This window comes from Polynucleobacter sp. MG-5-Ahmo-C2 (assembly GCF_018687735.1).
Lineage (GTDB): Bacteria > Pseudomonadota > Gammaproteobacteria > Burkholderiales > Burkholderiaceae > Polynucleobacter.
Window position 1 is genome coordinate 1,255,879 of sequence record NZ_CP061304.1, and the last position, 21,157, is coordinate 1,277,035.

General features: G+C 46.4%; 19 protein-coding genes, 1 tRNA gene, 1 other RNA gene and 1 pseudogene. 13 read left to right on the forward strand and 9 right to left on the reverse strand.

Annotation, left to right across the window (positions count from 1 at the left end):
* Positions 1-42: 42 nt before the first annotated feature.
* Positions 43-261, forward strand: a non-coding RNA gene (gene ssrS, locus C2740_RS06480) — 6S RNA.
* Entirely contained in the window at positions 262-1,080 is an 819-nt protein-coding gene (locus C2740_RS06485) for a sulfite exporter TauE/SafE family protein (RefSeq protein ID WP_215292469.1), read from the forward strand.
* Here C2740_RS06485 and C2740_RS06490 read toward each other — a convergent pair whose 3' ends face one another.
* The 7 genes from C2740_RS06490 to C2740_RS06520 all read right to left on the reverse strand — a co-directional run bounded on the left by C2740_RS06490 (position 1,081) and on the right by C2740_RS06520 (position 9,009).
* Positions 1,081-2,604 (reverse strand): malonyl-CoA synthase, encoded by a 1,524-nt coding sequence (locus C2740_RS06490; RefSeq protein ID WP_215292471.1) that lies wholly within the window; start codon positions 2,602-2,604, stop codon positions 1,081-1,083.
* A 44-nt stretch (positions 2,605-2,648) separates the two neighbouring features.
* Complete coding sequence (locus C2740_RS06495; RefSeq protein ID WP_215292473.1) at positions 2,649-3,632, reverse strand: tripartite tricarboxylate transporter substrate binding protein; 984 nt, start codon at positions 3,630-3,632, stop codon at positions 2,649-2,651.
* Positions 3,633-3,795: 163 nt separating this feature from the next.
* Positions 3,796-5,100, reverse strand: coding sequence for a malonyl-CoA decarboxylase domain-containing protein (locus C2740_RS06500; RefSeq protein ID WP_215292474.1), 1,305 nt, complete (start codon positions 5,098-5,100; stop codon positions 3,796-3,798).
* A 124-nt stretch (positions 5,101-5,224) separates the two neighbouring features.
* Positions 5,225-6,133: a LysR substrate-binding domain-containing protein gene (locus C2740_RS06505; protein WP_215292482.1), complete on the reverse strand. Its 909-nt coding sequence runs from the start codon at positions 6,131-6,133 to the stop codon at positions 5,225-5,227.
* A gap of 3 nt (positions 6,134-6,136) precedes the next feature.
* Entirely contained in the window at positions 6,137-6,928 is a 792-nt protein-coding gene (gene lgt, locus C2740_RS06510) for a prolipoprotein diacylglyceryl transferase (RefSeq protein ID WP_215292484.1), read from the reverse strand.
* 6 nt (positions 6,929-6,934) lie between these two features.
* Positions 6,935-7,399, reverse strand: coding sequence for a DNA polymerase III subunit chi (locus C2740_RS06515; protein ID WP_215292486.1), 465 nt, complete (start codon positions 7,397-7,399; stop codon positions 6,935-6,937).
* Positions 7,400-7,413: 14 nt separating this feature from the next.
* A complete protein-coding gene (locus C2740_RS06520; protein ID WP_215292488.1) occupies positions 7,414-9,009 on the reverse strand; it encodes a leucyl aminopeptidase in 1,596 nt (531 codons plus the stop codon).
* Between the two features lie 162 nt (positions 9,010-9,171).
* On the opposite strand from C2740_RS06520, the gene lptF reads away from it, so the two are divergent.
* From lptF to C2740_RS06535, 3 genes are all read left to right on the forward strand, one after another.
* Complete coding sequence (gene lptF, locus C2740_RS06525) at positions 9,172-10,287, forward strand: LPS export ABC transporter permease LptF (protein WP_215292490.1); 1,116 nt, start codon at positions 9,172-9,174, stop codon at positions 10,285-10,287.
* Complete coding sequence (lptG, locus tag C2740_RS06530) at positions 10,284-11,438, forward strand: LPS export ABC transporter permease LptG (RefSeq protein ID WP_215292492.1); 1,155 nt, start codon at positions 10,284-10,286, stop codon at positions 11,436-11,438. The genes lptF and lptG overlap by 4 nt, the downstream gene beginning before the upstream one ends.
* 62 nt (positions 11,439-11,500) lie before the next feature.
* Positions 11,501-12,442 carry a CysB family HTH-type transcriptional regulator gene (locus tag C2740_RS06535; RefSeq protein ID WP_215292494.1) on the forward strand — a complete coding sequence of 314 codons (942 nt, stop codon included), beginning with the start codon at positions 11,501-11,503 and terminating at the stop codon, positions 12,440-12,442.
* Between the two features lie 35 nt (positions 12,443-12,477).
* Here C2740_RS06535 and C2740_RS06540 read toward each other — a convergent pair.
* A tRNA-Leu gene (locus C2740_RS06540) sits at positions 12,478-12,562 on the reverse strand.
* A gap of 153 nt (positions 12,563-12,715) precedes the next feature.
* Between C2740_RS06540 and C2740_RS06545 the strand changes: the two genes are divergently transcribed.
* From C2740_RS06545 to rng, 8 genes and pseudogenes are all read left to right on the forward strand, one after another.
* The gene (locus C2740_RS06545) at positions 12,716-13,435 is read left to right on the forward strand and encodes a YebC/PmpR family DNA-binding transcriptional regulator (protein ID WP_215292496.1); all 720 of its coding nucleotides are present in this window, start codon (positions 12,716-12,718) and stop codon (positions 13,433-13,435) included.
* Between the two features lie 30 nt (positions 13,436-13,465).
* Positions 13,466-14,743: a phosphoribosylamine--glycine ligase gene (purD, locus tag C2740_RS06550; protein ID WP_215292498.1), complete on the forward strand. Its 1,278-nt coding sequence runs from the start codon at positions 13,466-13,468 to the stop codon at positions 14,741-14,743.
* Between the two features lie 41 nt (positions 14,744-14,784).
* The gene (gene hemF, locus C2740_RS06555) at positions 14,785-15,696 is read left to right on the forward strand and encodes an oxygen-dependent coproporphyrinogen oxidase (protein ID WP_215294342.1); all 912 of its coding nucleotides are present in this window, start codon (positions 14,785-14,787) and stop codon (positions 15,694-15,696) included.
* A complete protein-coding gene (locus C2740_RS06560; protein ID WP_215292500.1) occupies positions 15,693-16,382 on the forward strand; it encodes a nicotinate-nucleotide adenylyltransferase in 690 nt (229 codons plus the stop codon). Before hemF ends, C2740_RS06560 begins: the two co-directional genes overlap by 4 nt.
* A 47-nt stretch (positions 16,383-16,429) precedes the next feature.
* A pseudogene (gene rsfS, locus C2740_RS06565) lies at positions 16,430-16,816 on the forward strand (ribosome silencing factor); the annotation flags it as partial.
* A 33-nt stretch (positions 16,817-16,849) separates the two neighbouring features.
* Complete coding sequence (rlmH, locus tag C2740_RS06570) at positions 16,850-17,293, forward strand: 23S rRNA (pseudouridine(1915)-N(3))-methyltransferase RlmH (RefSeq protein WP_215292504.1); 444 nt, start codon at positions 16,850-16,852, stop codon at positions 17,291-17,293.
* 4 nt (positions 17,294-17,297) lie between these two features.
* On the forward strand, positions 17,298-17,921 hold the full coding sequence (locus C2740_RS06575) for a nucleoside triphosphate pyrophosphatase (RefSeq protein WP_256440750.1): 624 nt from the start codon (positions 17,298-17,300) through the stop codon (positions 17,919-17,921).
* The gene (rng, locus tag C2740_RS06580) at positions 17,918-19,381 is read left to right on the forward strand and encodes a ribonuclease G (RefSeq protein ID WP_215294343.1); all 1,464 of its coding nucleotides are present in this window, start codon (positions 17,918-17,920) and stop codon (positions 19,379-19,381) included. Before C2740_RS06575 ends, rng begins: the two co-directional genes overlap by 4 nt.
* A gap of 7 nt (positions 19,382-19,388) precedes the next feature.
* Here rng and msbA read toward each other — a convergent pair whose 3' ends face one another.
* The gene (msbA, locus tag C2740_RS06585) at positions 19,389-21,152 is read right to left on the reverse strand and encodes a lipid A export permease/ATP-binding protein MsbA (RefSeq protein WP_215292508.1); all 1,764 of its coding nucleotides are present in this window, start codon (positions 21,150-21,152) and stop codon (positions 19,389-19,391) included.
* Between the last annotated feature and the right edge of the window lie 5 nt (positions 21,153-21,157).

The following is a 21,157-nucleotide window of genomic DNA, read 5'->3' on the forward strand; positions in this document are numbered from 1 at the left end:
ATCCATACCCTCGAAGATCAGGTTGATGCTTTGATGCAAACCCTTTCCCTGCCTGGTTCGCCAAGGCCAATAGTTCCTTGAACCGATGCGCAAGCATCCGGAACGATCTTTACCTTGTGGGCGTGAGCGCTTTGCAGGTTCACAGTGCCAACTTAGACTTGGTTACTCCCTGAATCTCTTAATGCACCCGAAACAGAGTAGCCGTTCCACCTTGAACCTTAGGGTTCAGGATGACGGCCTAGCGGCTAAGGCGGGGAATTCATGTTAATCAGTGATATTGCAATGCTCTTGTTGTGCGGTGGTGTTGCGGGCTTCTTAGCCGGCCTGCTTGGCATCGGTGGCGGCATGATTCTGGTGCCCTTCATGATCTTGGTATTCAACAACTTGCATTTTGATCAAAGCGTGATCGTGCATATGGCTATTGCAACCGGCATGGCCACCATCCTCTTTACCACCACCTCTGCAATTTGGGCGCACCATAAACATGGCTCTATTGACTGGAGGTTGGTTGCCTCTCTTAGCCCAGGCTTGGTAGTAGGCAGCCTCATCGGTGGAAGTGAAATTTTTGAGGCACTAAATACCTCATGGCTTTCACTCTTTTTTGCCATCTTCATTGTTTACACCTCTATTCAGATGATTCTGAATAAAAAGCCTAGCGCAGGACGAGAGTTGCCAGGCCCACTGGGATTATTCTCTTTTGGCACATTTACCGGCGCCCTCGCTAGCCTTGTGGGCGCAGGCGGTGCATTTATCACCGTCCCATTTATGCTCTGGTGTAACGTGAAGCCCCACACTGCAATGGCCAGCTCTTCAGGCTTGGGATTTCCGATCGCTGCGGCTGCAACAATAGGTTATATGTACGGCAGTTGGGGCCACTCCAATCTGCCCGCAGGCTCACTTGGTTTTGTTTATGTTCCAGCCGTTGCCTGCATCGTAGCAATCAGCATTTTTACTGCTCCACTAGGGGCAAAAATGGCACGCAAGTTGAATATCGCACAACTCAAACGCATCTTCGGTGTGATGTTGTTTTTCCTTGCAGCCTTCATGTTTAATGAGAGCCGCAAGGCATTTGGTTTTTAATTACTGCGTGTATTGCTGACGCAAGATATTTTTCTGAACTTTACCCATTGCATTGCGCGGTAAATCAGCAACAATCTCTAAGCGCTTTGGAATCTTAAAGTTTGCAATTTGCGTTTTTAAAGTAGCAATCATTGCCTCAGCATTTAAATTTGCACCAGCTTTAGGCACCACCACTGCCATAACAGCCTCACCAAAGTCAGGATGTGGAATACCAATCACTGCACTCTCATCTACGCCATCCATATCGTCAATGAAGCCTTCAATCTCTTTTGGATACACGTTGTAGCCACCAGAAATAATCAAGTCTTTGCTACGCCCAACGATGCACAAATAGTCTTTTGGGGCTTTGCCGCCATTGGCATCACCGCCCCAACGCCCAACGTCACCAGTCTTGAACCAACCGTCTTTCGTAAATTCTTCTGCGGTCTTCTCAGGCATACGCCAGTAGCCCTTGAATATATTTGGCCCTTTGACCTGAATACTACCGATTTCATCAACGCTACATGGCTTATTGTTTTCATTAACAACGCGCACTTTAACGCCAGGAAGCGGCAAGCCAACAGAACCCCCAACACGAGCACCCCTGTAGGGATTAGAAACCAACATCACCGTTTCACTCATCCCGTAGCGTTCCAAAATTGGCTGCCCAATGACCTCTTTAAAGGTATTAAATGTTTCAGTAAGCAATGGTGCTGAACCAGAAACAAACAAACGCATATTGCGTGCAACCTGCTTATTAAAGCCCTTGTCGGCTAACAAGCGCACATAGAAAGTGGGCACGCCCATCATGACTGTGGACTGAGGCATATATTTAATCAGTTGAGCCGTATCTAAGCGTGGCAACCAAATCATCTTACTGCCATTAATTAATGCGCCATGAGCAGCAACAAATAAACCATGCACGTGGAAGATAGGTAATGCATGCAATAGCACGTCACCTTTTTTCCATCCCCAGAATTTTTGCAAGACTTGCGCGTTACTACCCAAGTTTTTATGAGTGAGCATTGCACCTTTGCTGCGACCCGTGGTACCTGAGGTATATAGAATCGCTGCGAGATCGTCATCTTTAGCTGGGACTGTTTTGAATTTATTACTCAAACCACCCGCGCGCTCTAGTAATGTCCCGGTACGATTTTCATCAAGAGTAAAGACATGCTTGGTACCTGCTTTCGCTGCTACCTGGGATACCCAGGAGTAATTCTTGCTACTGCACACCACTATCGCTGGTTCTGCGTTCTCTAAAAAATATTGGATTTCAGCAGACTGATACGCAGTATTGAGAGGCAAATACACATAGCCTGCGCGAATCGTAGCCAAATATAAGAAGAGGGCCTCGGGAGATTTTTCAACTTGGACGGCAATCCGTGAACCTGCGGGAAGCTTAAGACTCTTGAGTAAATTGGCCATCTTCGCAGTGGCACCCTCAAGGTCACCCCAGGAGTAATACAGACCATCATGCGTCTCTAATGCGCATGCTTTTTTATCTTTTGGAAATCCTTTTTCCAAGAGCGAATATAAATTCATGAGACCCTCAAATCCAACTAGTAATATTGATTAGTAATGCAAGATTAGTCCAACTTAGCGCCAGAGGCCTTAGCTACCGCAGCCCAACGCTTGATATCAGTATTAACAAACTTTCCAAAAGCATCGCCCGAAAGGCTCGGAGTATCAGAGCCGTTGTTGGTCCAAATCGTTTTCAAGTCTGGTGTATTGATGGCCTTTTGCACTTCAACAATCATCTTATCGATAATCGGTTGAGGAGTGCCTTTAGGAGCAAACAAGCCATACCAAGTGGAAACTTCATAACCTACTAAGCCTGCTTCAGCTGCAGTTGGCACATTCGGAAATCCAGGGGCACGCTTTTGCGAAGCAACTGCCAAAGCAACGATAGAGCCGTTCTTAATCTGAGCAGCTGAAGAACCCAAACCGTCAAATTCAACATCAACCTGACCAGCAATCAGATCTTGCATTGCTGGGCCAGCCCCACGATATGGAATATGGGTAACAAATGTCTTAGTCAGCATCTTGAACTGCTCACCAGCCAAGTGATGTGAAGAGCCATTGCCAGCACTAGCGTAGTTAAATTTGCCAGGATTCTTTTTCAGCAAAGCAATGAACTCTTTTAAGTCTTTGACTTGAACGTTCTTGGGATTAATCACAATAACTTGAGGTGGATTAGCCACCATTGCTACTGGAATAAAGCTCTTCTCAATGTCGTAATCCAAATTAGGGTACATCGCTGGTGCAATAGCGTGGTGCGCGGCGCCCATAAAGAAGGTGTAGCCATCTGGCGCTGCTTTAGCGGCAATAGAGGCCCCTAGCGTTCCACCAGCACCGCCGCGGTTATCAATGATGATCTGCTTACCCAATTGTTTCGTTAGTTGTGCGGCCAAAGGTCTCGCAAAGGCATCAGTACCGCCGCCGGCTGGGAATGGCACGATAAAAGTAATTGGCTTATTAGGCCACTCTTGCGCCATCACCACCAAAGGTGCAGCACAAACTAAAAATAGAGCCCGCTTTACAAGGCCCGCAAATCTCAATTGCTTCAACATTTTTTGTCTCCTCCACTTGCCATTTTAATTAGCTATATGTGCAACATTTAGGCATCTCTAACATTTTCTGAATTGCTGCCTGATGCCACCTAGCTTACTCCATCAACCCCAAGACGAATACTCTTTGAATTCTGCCTTAGGGCGTCTCCTCCTAAACTCCTGATCAGGGCGCCATTAAACGACCTACTGCCCTTGAATAATCGATCTCCCCCCGAGTAAAACGCTCATGGTTTTCTTCAACGGCTGAGAGATCGTATAAATAGTTAACCATTAGTGCCGCTGATTGGCGCAAACCCTTCTTAGAAAGATCGCCCGCCCAATTGATTTGATGCAACTTTGCACCATTCCCCAAATGGAACTTAGCAACAGGATTGCCGTTGCGACCAGCAGACCCAAGACCTAAATAAATACTTGCGAGACACAACAGTGCAGCTTTTTCTTTTTCAGTCGCATTATCTGGGTGCCATCCAGAGCTTAAGCGCTCAGTCCAAGGACGTTTCGCTAAACCAATAGCCTCTAGCGCTTGCTCGCGCGCAGTCCGAATTGCAGGCTTGAGCTGAACACTGGATTTCTCACCGCCGATATCGGCACCAGCAGCAACCCAATCAATAAACCCAGGAATAGGCGATAAGGTTACGAAGGTCTTCAAGCCAGGAAACTCTTCGTGTAATTGTTCAGCAACACGCTTGATCAAGAAGTTACCCATGGATACGCCGCGCAACCCAGGCTCACAGTTACTAATGGAATAAAAGGCTGCCACTTTGTAATTGGAAGTTTGATGAACTGTCTCTGCTTTTTTATCCACCAGCGGTGTAATCACTGCAGGGATTTCTGGCAGGAGAGCAACCTCCACGAAAATCAATGGCTCATTAGGCAATTGCGGATGAAAGAAGGCAAAGCATCTGCGATCAGGCTGCAGGCGGCGGCGCAGGTCATCCCAACCATCAATAGCATGCACCGCCTCATGCTGAATGAGCTTCTCTAAAACCTCTGCAGGTGATTTCCAATCAACTCGATGCATCTTCAAAAAACCAGGATTGAACCAAGAAGAAAGCAGATGGCGCAAATCAAAGTCTACGGCCGTTAACTCAGGCTGCTTATCAAGTAATTGCAAAAGATCGCGCCGCATTGCCACTAATGCGGCAGTGCCATTTGTCGCACGATTTAAACGGCGGAATAATTCTTGTCTTGGTGGCTCGGTAACACGTTGCAACTTAATATAGTTGCGTGCATTGCCCTCAGCAGCAAAATTTTGGGCCGCAGCCATGACTGCTGCAGGATCTGGATTTAGTTTTTGAAATAAGAAAGTAAAAAACTTCGCATGCTGATCTTTGGAGAGCTTGCGATAGTTATGAATCACTTCATCCGCCATGCTGACCGCATTAGACTCGCCGCGCTCGGAAATGAGGCGATTAACTGCGCCAGTGAGACGGGAGAAATAACGGGCTTTTGCTAACTTTTCAAGCATGAGGGTCTCTTAGGAAATGCAATCGACAAAAGGCTACTGATGAAATTTAGTACCGCTGCCTTTTCGAATCAATTAACCTTAATGATAAAACATTAACTTAAAGTTAATCTTTGATATTAAGGGGCTATTCTTTATTGCGATGCAACATGCGGGCTTCAGCCGCTAAAGCCAAAATATTGGGGTTAGATTCATTAGCTTGGAGGTAGAGAAGGCCAATACGCTGAATCACCCGATATTTGGGCAGCAAAGGGGTAAATTCAATTGAATTGCCCATTAATGCCTTTACCCTCCCCGGTAATAAAGATCTACCCAGGTCGCCAGACACCATATTCATCAGGGAAAAGATGTCCCCCACCTTCATGGTCACATTAGGCTTAAACCCTGCCAACTGAAATGCGTCATAGAAGCCAGAGGTGGTTGCAAAGCCATCTTGAAGTGTCAAAAACTTCTCGTCTCGATACTGGGATAGGTCAACACTGGCTTCGGTTGGCTTACTTTTCTTTGATGAAGCTAAAAACAAATCATCCTCAAACAAAGGGACAACTTGAACCCCATCCGGCAGATTGATTGAGGGGACTGCAATCACCACTGCATCGACGCTTCCCTCAGATAACTTTGTCATGAGGTCTTCGTTTGAGCCAAGATACAAGTCAATATCCAAGTCAGGTCTTCGAATCTTGGTGCCCATAATTATTCTGGGAATGATGTTGGCAGTCAAAGAGTACATCGAACCTAAACGAATTTGACCAGTCTCAACACCTGACTTAGATCTTGTCTTCTTCAGAATACGATCCATGTCGCTGAGCAGATCCAAACTGGCTTCTGCCAGGTAAATTGCAGCAGGTAGCGTCTTTAATTGGCGGCCCTCTTTGATAAACAAAGGACAGCCAATACCGGTCTCTAGTGAGTGAAGTGCTTTGTGAATACTCACTGAGCTCAAGTGCAACTCTTCGGCAGTTTTTACAAGACTGCCTGTCCTGACAAATGAACAGAGAATTTCCAGCTTACGAAGGGTAACTTCTTCGTTCAGCATTTTTTATTCAGAAGAATTTGATTTGAATGAACTCATCAAATAAATACCAAACAAGATCATAGGAACACATAACCACTGCCCCATTGACAAGCCTAAACCCAGGAGGCCAAGGAAGGCATCTGGTTCACGCGCATATTCAGCCAAGAATCGGCAGACGCCATAACCCAATAAGAACAATCCTGAGACCTGGCCTATATGGCGTTGCTTGCTGGAGTAAATCCACAAGACCACTCCAAGCAAAACGCCCTCGCCTAACAATTGGTAGATTTGCGATGGGTGACGGGGAATGCTATCAACCATTGGAAAGACCATAGCCCAAGGCAAATCAGTGGGTCGACCCCACAACTCACCATTAATAAAGTTACCTAGTCGCCCAAAGGCTAAGCCAAATGGCACTAGGGGTGCCACCAAATCACTCACAACAAAAAAAGTGGTCTTGCGCTTTTTGGCAAACCAGTACAAGGCAGTGAGCACACCCAATAAGCCACCATGAAAGGACATGCCACCTTCCCAAATCTTCAAAATGTCTAAGGGGTGCATAAGATAATGCCCAGGCATATAAAACAATACATAGCCTAGGCGACCACCAAGAACAACACCTAAGACGCCTGCAAATAGAAGATCCTCAAGATCTTTATAGCTCCAACCAAGTGCCTGATAACGTGGCGCACGAATGCGTAAGCGGCCCAACAATAAGAACTGTGCAAAGGCCATGAGATACATCAACCCATACCAATGAATTGCAAATGACCCGATGCGAATTGCGGCAGGGTCAAACTGTGGATGAATCAACATGAATAATTAACTCTTGGATTGGTCAAAGTTGTGCAAGTCATGACCGAGATCTCGGTAAGCTTTGTAACGCTCGCGCCCAGCCAAACGCTCAACCTCATCCACCGCAACAACTTCAACTATTCTAGGAAAGCGCGCGACTAAGGCGGCTACATCTTGTGGCATCCGCATTCCCAAGTGAATCATGACATCTGCATGTGGCACGCTCGATAAGGCCGGGGAAGAAAAATCATCGGTTAAAACAATCGGAGTTTCAGCTGCAGCTTCATCATCAAGAAAACAATGAGGCAAAAAATCACTGCTACTGAAAGTCCAAAGCAACTCGTCTAGTTTTTGCAGATCGGCTTTCTCACCAACCATCACAATATTGCGAACCGCCTGGCCTGCAGGGGTGGCACTCCAAATTTTACGCGTCAGACGGCAGGCATATTCCAACTTGTCCGCCACATTGCTATGAAAGTCGATCCGTGCCATAGAGCGATGAACGCTTACTTCTGCTCAAGCAAGAAGTTCACAAGCAAAGGCACCGGACGACCGGTAGAGCCTTTTGCAGCCCCACTCTTCCATGCAGTACCAGCAATATCTAAATGGGCCCACTTATATTTCTCGGTAAAGCGCGATAAGAAGCATGCTGCTGTAACGCTACCTGCAGGACGACCCCCAATATTGGCGACATCAGCAAAGTTTGACTTGAGTTGCTCATGGTAAGCAGCATCCAAAGGTAAGCGCCAAACAGTATCCAATGAAGCCTTGCCTGCCTTGGTCAAGGCCTTAACCAGATCTTCATCCTCTGAAAATAATCCACTGTGCACATGACCCAAAGCAATCACGCATGCTCCCGTTAAGGTAGCGATATCAATTACTGCTTTAGGCTTAAAGCGTTCAACATAGGTTAGCGCGTCACACAGAATTAAACGGCCTTCAGCGTCAGTGTTCAAAACCTCAATCGTTTGACCCGACATACTCTTCACAATATCACCTGGGCGAGTTGCTTTTCCTGAAGGCATATTCTCGCATGTTGGGATCACGCCAATCACATTCTGATTGAGCTTCATTAAACCAGCTGCATACAAAGTGCCAATGACCGAAGCAGCGCCACACATGTCGTATTTCATCTCATCCATGGCTTCACCAGGTTTTAATGAAATACCTCCCGTATCAAATGTAATGCCTTTACCCACTAAGACGATCGGTGCATCCCCAGCTTTGCCGCCTTGATGACGGATCACAATAAATTGAGGCGGGGTTTCAGAACCCTGCGCTACTGATAAGAAAGAACCCATACCTAAAGCCTCTATTTGCTTGCGACCAAGGACCTCTACCTTTAAGCCGACTTTCTTACTAAGGCCTTGAGCTGTCTTTGCTAAGTAAGTTGGTGTACAAATATTCGGAGGCAGGTTACCCAAATCCTTTGCAAGATGCATGCCTTCCGCCATGGCAACGCCTTGCTCTACGGCAACTTTCAGTTCTTTAGCGCAAGTATTGTTACCAGCAAAAACTAAATGCTTGAAAGTATCAGCCTTATCTTTGGCTTTGAATTTCATGGTGGGCTGGCGCACACCAAAACGATAGGCTTGATCGCCCGCATACTGAATTGTTAAGCGCACTTCCTCGGCAATCAATTCCGTTTTTTGTGTAAAGCTTGGTACAAACCAAAGTGCGTTTTCAATAGGGCCGCCGCTCAGCGCTTTCAATCCCGCACGCACCACTTTAGAAAAGCTTGTCAAATTATGCTCACTCGCATCACCCAAACCCAGTAATAGAACACGTTTCGCCTTGACACCACTGGCAGCCCAAGATTTATCAGCGCGCAAAATACACACAGATGATTGTTTATCGTCAAGATCACCCAGTAAATTGGCATGGCTGACTGAACCGCCGAGCAATTGGTCAAGCTCAGCCAAAAATCCAGCTTTACGCTTTACTGCTTTGGGGCCGCCAAAACTGTCAATGTCAGCTTTGGAATAGGCCAAAACTAAACAGTCAGAACCATGAGCCAGCAGGCTTTTTAGACTGGAATTCAGAGCTTTTACGCTGTTGAGGTCAGCTTGAGGGAAAATCTTGGTGCTAAATTGAATGGTCATAATCTATTACGGTATGTTTAAGTCGATTCAAGTGGTTAGGAAATTACTAAAAGGAGTCTTTTATCCATTATCCTCCGACATGCGATGAACTTCTTTTATCTGCACCAATATATGCCATTTAAACCCTAACAATAAGCCCAGAATCCAGATAAACCGCTTCACATGATTTTTAACCAAGCCCTCCGCCGCGAACTCAGTTTTACAACTGGTGGCGTCTTTTTGGTCTTGGTCACCATCATGGTAACCACCTTGGTGATCCGAATTTTGGGTTATGCCGCAAATGGTGCCGTTAACCCCGAGGATGCCCTGGTTTTAATTGCATTAGCTACTCTCGGCTACCTAGCAGTCTTACTAACAGTTTCTTTGTTTGTAGCAACCCTCATTGTCCTGGTTCGCTGGTACAAAGACTCAGAAATGATTGTGTGGTTCACGAGCGGCCTAAGTGTCACGAATTTAATACGCCCCATACTGCAATTTGCGACACCACTCATTATTGTTATTGCATTACTCGCACTTTTTGTATGGCCCTGGGCCAATCGCGAATCCACCCTAATTAGTCAACGCTTTCAACAACGTGATGACGTTTCCATGGTGAGTGCCGGACAATTTAAAGAATCAGCAAAAGCAGAGCGTGTGTTTTTTATTGAAGAGCTCGATATTGATAAAAGCGAAGTAAAGAATATTTTCGTGGCTGACTCCAAGAATGGCAGGCTCAGTGTTGCCGTCTCCTCAACAGGGTTTATACAAAACTCCGCAGGTGGAGAAAAATCGATCATCCTTAATCATGGGCGGCGCTACGAAGGTCAACCAACTCACCCGGACTTTAGGATTTTAGAGTTCGATGAATACACAACCAAAGTCCACAGCAAAGATACTCTAGCGCCACCCCCGCGAGATCGGGAAAAAACAATCTCTGAATTGCTAAATGAATCCACCCCAGACACCATCAACCCCAATCGAGCCGAATTGCTTTGGCGCATTGGCCTGCCACTCATGGCCCTTGGATTAGTGCTCATTGCCATTCCCCTGGCTTACGTAAACCCACGACTCGGTAACTACACCGCCATGTTTTATGCGGTATTGATTTATTTGATTTATAGCAACTTACTAAACCTCACACAAAACTTTGTCGCAAAAGGAAAAGTAAGCATGCTAGTTGGCATATGGCCAATTCACTTGCTAGCACTTCTCATTGCCATTTTTCTGATACGCAATCGAATTAATCCATCTCTAAAATGGTGGCGTCGTCAATTACCTGCCAGACTGGCAAGCAAATGAAGATGCTCTTTCCTTTTATTTATGAGCGTTATTTAGCCAAGCAAATTTATGCAGCATTTGGTTTTATTTTGTTTGCGCTTGTAGCCTTATTTTTATTCTTCGACATATTGAGCGAGCTGGGCTCTGTCCAGGGCGGCTATACGCTGCCCCTTGCACTACTCCATGTACTGCTGAAGGCGCCTAATCGCATCTCAGAAATTATTCCGATTGCCGGACTGATCGGCAGTATTTATGTTTTTGCGATGCTCGCCAGCCAATCCGAATTTACAATCTTGCGCATTGCTGGTTTGGACGTAAAACGTGGGCTCATTACCCTCACTAAAATCTCCCTGCCATTGGTAGCGCTCACACTGATCATGAGTGAATGGGTTGGCCCTTATACAGAAGCCAAATCAGATCAAATTCGCATGAAGGCCCTAGGTTCTGCCTACTCATCACAATTTAGAACGGGCGTTTGGGTTAAAGATCGCCTGCGTGATGAAGATGGTAGCGGGCCAGTTCGGCCTGGTGTGCGTTACGTGAACGTAGGCAAAGTTGATAAAGACAATGAGATCACCAATATTCGGATGTATGAATTTAATGATTCATACCATCTGCTGTCGATTAGAAGTGCCGCCTCAGGTCAGTTCGATGAAACTGGCATCTGGGTACTCAATGATGTTATAGAAACTCGCTTCAAGGAAACTAAGCAAAGTGATCCGTTGAACCCAGTCTTTTCATCACGCACCTTTACGCACCCGATCCTCACTTTAGAATCTGAGGTCACGCCCCAAATTCTGAATGTGCTACTGATTAGCCCGGAAAAAATGTCTATCGTTAGCTTAGGTCGCTTTATCTCCCATCTTCGCGATAACAAACAAGATGCGCAACGTCACTCTATCGCCTTCTGGAAAAAAGTAATTTATCCCTTTACGATTTTTGTGATGCTGGCTTTAGCGCTGCCTTTTGCTTATCTAAAAGTGCGTGCTGGAAGCGTAGGTATTAAAGTTTTTGGTGGAATCATGCTTGGCATGAGTTTTCAACTCTTCAACTCACTATTTTCAAATGTTGGGCTATTGGGATCCTGGCCTGCTTTTATGACTGCCTTGACGCCACCCCTCCTGTATTTCCTCTTGGCCCTTATTGGATTACGCTGGGTTTCTAAAGCTTAATACCCAAAATTCATTTAGAATTTAATTCCTATATCTCTGTTGATATATAGCTAGGAATCCATATGAATCTTCATCAATTCCGCTTTGTGCGCGAAGCAGTTAGACAAAACTTCAATCTGACAACCGCCGCTAAGGCGCTCTTCACCTCGCAGCCCGGAGTATCCAAAGCCATTATTGAGCTGGAAGATGAATTGGGTGTAGAGATCTTTCGTCGCCACGGCAAACGAATTCGCTCACTTACCGAACCAGGAAAAAGAATTCTGAGCTCTATTGAGCGCATTTTGGATGAAGTAGAAACCTTAAGGCGTGTTGGCAAGGATTTTGCGAGTCAAGACCAGGGTAACTTTGTGATTGCTACAACGCATACACAAGCTCGCTACGCACTCCCTAAAGTGCTTACTGAGTTCACTAAGCGCTTTCCAAAAGTACGCGTCAGCATTCAGCAAGGTAGCCCTGGACAAATTGCTGAGCTACTCATTCATGATCGCGCCGATATCGCCATCGCCACCGAAGGTATTGCGAATACACCAGGGGTCCTTGCGCTTCCGGGATATCAATGGCAACACGTTGTCATGGTGCCCTTAAGCCACCCTCTACTAAACCAAGCTACGGCGACTCTAGAAGAAATTGTTAAATATCCAATCATCACTTATGACAAAGCATTTGCCGGTCGCAGCAAAATTGACGCTGCCTTTTCCCAGCGCAACTTAAGTCCCGATATTATTTTGGAAGCAATTGATGCGGACGTTATTAAAACCTATGTTGAAACTGGCATGGGCATCGGTATCGTCGCAGGTCACGCCTATGATCCTGAGAGGGATCGCAATCTGAAAGTCATTCCGGCAGGCCATTTATTTGGTAACAACGTGACGCATCTTGGCGTCAAGCAAGGCGCTTATCTGCGCTCTTTTGTTTACACCTTCATTGAACTCTTCTCCCCAACCTTGACAAAGAAAATCGTCGAGCAAGCGATGAACAATGAATCGGATTCGTACGAAATTTAAGAATTTGGGGCTCAAAGGCTAAATCGTCATTTGAGTGGTGCCTCGGGGCGGACTCGAACCGCCACGCCTTGCGGCACCGGATTTTGAGTCCGGCACGTCTACCAATTCCATCACCGAGGCAGGTGTTTGCAGTGGAAATTCTGCTTAACTTTGACACTTTGTTACTGCTAAGACATGAGAGTGTAACAAAAAATGGCTAGTAAGCCTCTACCTTTGGTCTAGAAGACCTTAAAATGAAGACTTCTAGCCAAATTAATAAAAGGAATTACCTGTATGGCCGGCCACTCGAAATGGGCCAATATTCAGCACCGCAAGGGTCGTCAAGACGAAAAACGCGGCAAGATTTGGACCAAACTCATTAAAGAAATTACTGTTGCTGCCAAATTGGGTGGCGGCGATGTTGCAACCAATCCGCGTTTGCGCTTGGCTATCGATAAGGCTAAAGACTCCAATATGCCTAACGATAATGTGCAAAGGGCAATTCAAAGGGGCACAGGCTCACTCGAAGGCGTGAACTACGAAGAGATTCGTTATGAAGGTTACGGCATCAATGGCGCTGCCATTATTGTTGACTGCCTTACCGATAACCGCACGCGCACCGTTGCAGAAGTTCGCCATGCCTTTAATAAAAATGGGGGCAATATGGGTACCGAGGGATCAGTTGCTTTCCTGTTTAAGCATTGTGGCCAAATGCTATTTGCACCAGGCACCAGCGAAGATCAACTCATGGAAGTTGCACTAGATGCTGGCGCTGAAGATGTCATTACCCATGAAGATGGCTCTTTTGAGGTGCTTACACCAGTGCCAGATTTCACCAAGGTACAAGATGCTATTCATCAAGCAGGTCTCAAGCCCGAATTGGCTACTGTTGCGATGCGCCCTGAAACTGAGATTGCCTTAGAAGGTGATCAAGCAGAAGGTATGCAAAAACTACTAGATGCTCTTGAAAATTTAGACGACGTTCAAGATGTCTTTACGAACGCCGCCCTGTAACCCTCTTACTTACTTGAGTCACAACTCGCTATGAAAATTCTTCTCATTGGATCCGGTGGACGCGAACATGCATTAGCATGGAAACTTGCGCAATCACCTCAAGTACAAACTGTTTATGTGGCACCAGGCAATGGCGGCACTGCCACCGCTAAAAAAACTGCTGTTGGCATCGAGAATCTACCCATCACCGATCTGCAAGAGCTGGCTGATTTTGCCAAACGCGAAAAAATACATCTCACTGTAGTTGGGCCGGAGGCTCCATTGGCTGCTGGCATTGTGGACGTCTTCCGTAATAATGGTTTGCGTATTTTTGGTCCAACACAACTAGCAGCGCAATTGGAATCATCTAAAGATTTTTCCAAGGCATTTATGAAGCGTCATGGTATTCCGACTGCGGATTACCAAACTTTTTCTAGCGCTCTTGAAGCTCATGCATACATTGATGCTAAAGGTGCACCAATCGTGATCAAAGCGGATGGTCTTGCTGCAGGCAAAGGCGTTGTAGTGGCGATGAACTTAGATGAAGCGCACACCGCCGCAGACATGATGCTGGCTGATAACAAACTGGGTAATGCTGGTGCACGTGTTGTCATTGAGGAGTTTCTGACTGGTGAGGAAGCCAGTTTTATTGTGCTCGTTGACGGCAAGAACGTTCTTGCTTTAGCAACAAGTCAAGATCACAAGCGTTTACTCGATGCCGATCAAGGTCCCAATACTGGCGGCATGGGTGCTTACTCCCCCGCCCCGGTTGTTACACCAGAAATCCATGCTCGCGCCATGCGTGAAGTGATCATGCCAACGGTCAAAGGTATGGAATCTGATGGCATTCCGTACACAGGCTTTTTATATGCCGGCTTAATGATTGCGCCAGACGGCAAGATCAAAACTTTAGAATTTAATTGCCGTATGGGTGACCCAGAAACACAACCCATTATGGCTCGCTTGCGTAGCAACCTGGTGAATGTCTTGGATCACGCCATAGATGGCAAGCTCAATGAAGTCGATTTAGAATGGGATCGTCGCACGGCCTTAGGCGTGGTTCTTGCAGCCCATCGCTATCCAGATACTCCTCGTCACGGTGATGTCATTACCGGCATTCCTATCGATACCGAAGATCAAATCACTTTTCACGCTGGTACTAAATTGCAAGACGGCAAAGTAGTTACCTCTGGTGGCCGTGTGCTGTGTGTCGTAGGTCTTGCAGATACTGTTCGTGGCGCTCAGCAAAAAGCTTATGAAGTCATTAAGCAAATTCAGTTTGACGGCATGCAATATCGTAAAGATATTGGCTACCGCGCCATTAAATAAGTCCATCCAAAGCCACTCCCTTGTCAACACAGCATACTCAAATTGATATCGCAGCCTTAAAGGATTATTTTTTAGGCCTACAAGATCGCATCACAGCTGCGATGAGTGCACTCGATGGCAAAGCTTTTATGGCCGATGAATGGCATAAACCCGAAGACAGCAAACTCAAGGGTTATGGCCGCACCTGCATTTTGGATGGTGGCAATATTTTAGAAAAAGGTGGGGTTGGCTTTTCACACGTCCGCGGCGATCAAATGCCCCCCTCTGCCTCACATCACCGCCCTGAACTGGCTGGTCGCAGCTTTGAGGCAATGGGAGTATCGCTTGTCTTTCATCCAAATAATCCTAAAGTGCCCACCACCCATATGAATGTGCGCTGCTTTATTGCGCAAGCTCCAGATAAAGAGCCGGTATGGTGGTTTGGTGGGGGCTTTGACCTCACTCCTTATTACGGCATTGATGAAGACTGTAAATACTTTCATCAGTCCGCCAAAGATGCATTGGATCCATTTGGTGAGGCGCTTTATCCACGCTTTAAAAAATGGTGCGATGAGTATTTCTACCTCAAGCATCGTGAAGAACCGCGCGGTATTGGGGGAGTATTCTTTGATGACTTTCATGAGCTGGGTTTTGAGCAAAGCTTTGCAATGACTCGCGCCGTAGGTGATGCATTCATTAGCGCCTATCTACCAATCGTGCAGCGCCGCTATCAAGATGCATTCACCTCCGAAGAAAAATCATTCCAAGAATACCGTCGAGGTCGCTATGTTGAATACAATCTTATCTTTGACCGTGGCACTATCTTCGGACTTCATTCTGGTGGCCGAACAGAATCGATCTTGATGTCGATGCCGCCAGTGGTCCAGTGGTGGTACAACTGGCAACCCAAGCCCGGCACACCTGAGGCCAAGCTATATGATTACTATCTCAAACCGCGCGATTGGTTAGCTTGAGTACCATTCAGAAAATTGGCATCCTAGGGGGAACTTTTGACCCACCCCACGTAGGCCACTTAAAACTAGCAAGCCATTTCGCAGAAATGCTGCAATTAGATGAATTACTGCTAATACCTAGTGGTGAACCATGGCAAAAAGGCTCAGACATTACGCCGGCAGAAATTCGCTTTCAACTGACAGAAGCTGCCGCTATAGATCTAGCCAGAGCATTCTTATATTTAAAAATTCCAACCCGCATTGGTGTTGACCGAATTGAGATAGAACGCGCAGGCCCAAGCTACAGTATTGACACTGCTAAATCGCTACGTGAGCGCTTTGGCCCTGAAGCAAGCCTCATTTGGCTGACGGGTGTAGATTCACTCATTCATCTTCCAAGCTGGAACTCTTGGCGTGATTTGTTTAAATTTATGCACTTTGCAGTGACGAGTCGGCCGCATTACGATCTGGATGCTGAGATGAGCCCTGAGATTAAAGAATTACTAAAAGTCCATCAAATATTAGACCCAGCAGCCCTTGAAAATCAGCCGGCAGGCCTCATCTATATTGATGAAAGCCTATCAGTCGACCTCTCCTCTACCGATCTGCGCAATCGCCTTAAAACTCCTGCCCGAGGGCAGATTGAGTCAGAGCAAATTTCATCTCACACCCTGCAAATCATTACAAATCTGGGCCTGTATCAGTAATCAAGCTAAGATCACCTTAAATACTAGAGAAATATCACTGAAAGACTATGGAATTACGTAAATTACAACGCGTCATTATTGATGCACTCGAAGATGTTAAAGCGCAGGATATTCGCGTTTATGACACCACAAAACTAAGCGAGCTATTTGATCGCGTGATCATTGCCACCGGTTCAAGCAACCGCCAAACACGATCACTGGCAATGTCTGTCAAAGAGGATGTCAATGCCAAAGGTGGTGAGGTCATCTCCATTGAAGGATTGGAAACTGGTGAATGGGTCTTGGTTGATTGCGGTGATATCGTTGTCCATATCTTGCAGCCGATGCTGCGCTCCTACTATCAGTTAGAGGGTATGTGGGGTGCAAAGCCGGTGCGCGTCAAATTGGCTGGTAGCAAAGGGCTGATAAAAGCCAGCGAACTTGAAGACGACGAATAAATAACTCCTCCATAATTGATTTACTAGTCAATGCGCCTAACCATTGTTTCTGTTGGTCACAAAATGCCCGATTGGGTTACCTCAGCAACGCATGACTATGTCAAACGGATGCCGGTAGATTGCAGTATTGAAATTAAGGAGATCAAACCCGATCTCACCCCAGCCAAAGAAGCCATCAAGATAGTTGCTGCTATTCCAAAAGGCTCAAGAGTCATTGCTCTTGATGAGCGCGGCAAAGATCAAACAACGCAAGACCTAGCTAACCAGTTGGCTTCATGGCGCCAAGAGGGTTTTGATATGACCTTCTTGATTGGTGGCGCTGATGGTCTTGATGCCAGCCTTAAGACCAATACACAATCTATATGGCGACTTTCTAGCCTTACCTTGCCGCATGCAATGGCAAGAGTGCTGCTGGTTGAACAGCTCTATCGTGCTTGGACTATTTTGCAGGGACACCCCTACCATCGTGAGTAATTCTTTGCATTCTTTTATCTACCTTGCCTCACAAAGTCCACGCCGCCAAGAACTATTAAAACAAATGGGAGTGTGCTTTGAGATGTTGGCGCCCACTCCGGACGAAGATAGTGAGCGCATTGAAACCCCCCTTCTCCATGAAAAAGCGCGGACTTATGTTGAGCGCGTTACCCTAGCGAAGAGTGCTGCTGCTTTAACACGTTGGCAAAAGACCGATCTTGCATGGGCACCGATCTTATGTGCAGACACCACTGTGAGTCTACCCAATAGTCTTGAAGGTGAGATTTTAGGAAAACCTGTAGATGCAATTGATGCGGCGCGCATCTTAAATCTGTTGAGCGGCAAAACCCATGAAGTTCTCACTGCTGTTGCCATCACTGTCAACCCCAGCGAAAAGCCACTTTGCTTAGTGCAAGTATCCAAAGTTCAATTCGCCCATCTATCGCAAGAGCAGATCGATGCTTATATTGCTAGTGCTGAACCCTTTGGGAAGGCAGGTGCCTATGGCATTCAGGGACTTGGGGGTGCATTCATTCCCTCAATTGAGGGGAGCTATAGCGGTATCATGGGGCTACCTATATTTGAAACTGCACAACTTCTAGAGCGCGCTCAAGTGTCATGCATATGAATGAAGAAATCCTCATCAATATCACCCCACAAGAAACGCGAGTAGCCTTAATTCAACAAGGCGCCGTTCAAGAATTACAAATCGAGCGCACTCGCCAACGTGGCATTGTCGGCAACATCTATCTTGCTAAAGTTGTGCGTGTGCTTCCCGGCATGCAGTCTGCATTTGTTGAAATTGGTCTTGAGCGCACCGCTTTTATGCACGTTGCCGACATCATCCAAAACAATCCACAAGCACAAATAGAAAAGCTGTTGTTTGAGGGGCAAACACTCTTAGTACAAGTCTTGAAAGATCCGCTGGGCACTAAGGGTGCTCGATTAACAACCCAACTCAGCATCGCTGGCCGCAATTTAGTCTACCTTCCACCAGCAGGGAGCGACCCTGTCGTCGAAAAATATATTGGCGTATCTCAACGCATCGACCAACTCGAGGAGCGCGAAGCCATTAAAACTCGACTTGCCGGTCTGATGGCAGCAGATGAAAAAGGCGGCATTATTGTACGAACCAGCGCTCAAGATGCCTCTGATTACGAACTTCAGCATGACATGCATTACTTGCGCACTACCTGGGAAAATATTCGGGAAGCCATGAAACACAACGCTGCCCCCAGCCTGCTTTATCAAGACCTAAGCCTTGCTGAACGAGTCTTGCGCGATGTAGCCGGCGAAGAAACGACCCAAATTCGGGTGGATTCTGCAGAGAACTTTGAAAAGCTCAAAGCATTTACCAATTTGTATATGCCCAACCTTTTGGGCAAACTCACCTTACATCGGGGTGAACGCGCCCTTTTCGACTTATTTGATGTCGATGCCGAGATTAATAAAGCTTTGGGTCGCAGAGTGGACCTCAAGTCTGGCGGCTATCTCATGATTGACCAGACAGAGTCCATGACAACGATTGATGTGAACACGGGCAGCTATGTTGGCGCACGCAATTTAGATGACACCGTTTTTAAAACCAATTTAGAAGCGGCCCAAGCAATTGCCCGTCAACTGCGTTTACGCAATTTAGGCGGCATCATCATCATTGACTTTATTGACATGCTGGGCAAAGACCATCAGGAATCCGTTCTGCATGAGCTCAAACGCAATCTAGATCGTGACCATGCACGCACCTCAATCAGCGAGTTTTCTGCTTTAGGTCTGGTGGAGATGACCCGCAAACGTACGCGCGAATCCCTAGCCCATATCACCTGTGAGCCATGCGCTACCTGTATGGGTAAGGGTGAGATCAAAACTGCTCAAACCATCTGCTATGAAATCTTGCGTGAGATTGTGCGCGAGCATCGTCAATTCAATCCTCGCGAATTTAGAATCGTTGCTGCCCCCGATGTGATTGATTTATTCCTGGAAGAAGAAAACCAATTCTTGGCTCAACTAGGTGACTTCATTGGTAAACCTATCACTTTGCAAGCTGAGGGTAGCTTTCGCCAAGAGCAGTACGACATCGTTCTGAGTTAATTACCCTTTAAGCGTTTGAGAACTGAATGCGGTGCAAGTTTGCATACAGACCATCTTTTTTGATTAAATCTTCATGTGAGCCATTCTCGACGATTTGACCATGCTCAAGCACCACAATCCGATCAGCGTGTTCGATCGTCGATAGGCGATGAGCAATGACCAAAGTAGTTCTACCGGCCATCAGTCGATCTAGGGCATCTTGCACTTGACGCTCTGACTCTGAATCTAAGGCAGAGGTGGCCTCATCCAAGATCAAAATTGGGGCATTCTTATAAATAGCTCGAGCAATTGCCAGACGTTGACGCTGTCCGCCAGATAGGCGATTACCGTTATCGCCAATCATTGAATCAATGCCTTCTGGCAACTCTTTCATAAGGGCACCCAGGTTGGCCGCCTCCAAAGCTTCAATCGCACGTCCGCGATCAATGCCCTCTTGAGCTGGAGCGCCATAGGCGACGTTTGCAGCAATCGTATCGTTAAACAAAATCACATCCTGACTAACAAAGGCGATTTGTTTTCTGACATCGGCTAAGACAATATCTTCCAAAGGAATATCGTCCAAGAAAATATGGCCACTAGTTGGCTTAAAGAAGCGAGGCAGTAAATTGACTAAGGTAGATTTACCGCCGCCAGAGGGCCCAACAAAAGCCACCACTTCACCTGGCTTGATAGCGAGATTAATTCCGCGCAAGGCGTCTTGACGACCAATCTCTTGTTGATAAGAGAACCCAACATCCTCAAAACGAATACCGCCTTTTGCTTTATCTAAGGACTTCATATTGACCCTACGATCTTCGGCCTCTTCTAAGGGTTGATCCATGAGCCCGAAAATCATCTCGGCCGCAGTGAGGCCTCGTTGTAAAGGTTGATTAATATCGGCCAAGTGTTTCAAGGGGGAAATCACCAGCATCATTGCAGTGATGAAAGCTGCAAAGCCTCCAACCGTTGTTCCTTCCGTGGCTGACTGCATCAAAGCAATCACCAGCACCACGGACAAGGCCATCGATGCGATCAGTTGAGTGATTGGTTGATTTAAGCCGCCTGCTACTGCAGACTTCAAGGCAAATTGGCGCAAACGCTCCGCCTTTTCCAGAAAGCGATTCATCTCATATTGCTCGGCACTATGAACCTTCACTATCTTATAGCCAGCAGCTGCCTCCTCAACAATGTATGCCAAATCACTGGTGAGTGTTTGCTGTTCACGATTTAAGGATCTGAGGCGCCGATTAACCTTACTCATGATGTAGGCGATGACTGGGAAAATTACCAGCACAACGAGTGTTAACTGCCAATTTAAATAAATTAGGTAAGCCATTAAACCCACTACCGTGAGAGAATCTCGGACTAAGCTGATCAACATTCCACCCATGACGGTCAGAACATTATTTACCTCAAAGACTACTGCGTTAATTAAATTGGATGCAGAGTTCTTTTGGAAAAAGGTGGTACTCGCATGCAGCAATGTTTCAAACATTTGCTCGCGCAGTTTGAGAAGAACAGAATTAATAACTTTTGACAATAAATAGTTAGAAAAGAACTGGGCTAAGCTGCGGATCATTGCCAAGCCGACTAAGAAAACGGGGACTTGCCAAAGTTTGCTATTAAGTTGACCGGTGAAACCACGATCAAGCAAAGGCTTCATTAGCGCCGGAATTGAGGTCTCAGCAGCAGCCACAAAGGCCATGGCCACTAAAGAGCCAAGAATCAGCCGAATATGGGGCTTGAGATAGGTAATTAAGCGATTTAGGGCAGTACGGTCTTGAGCATTCATATAAT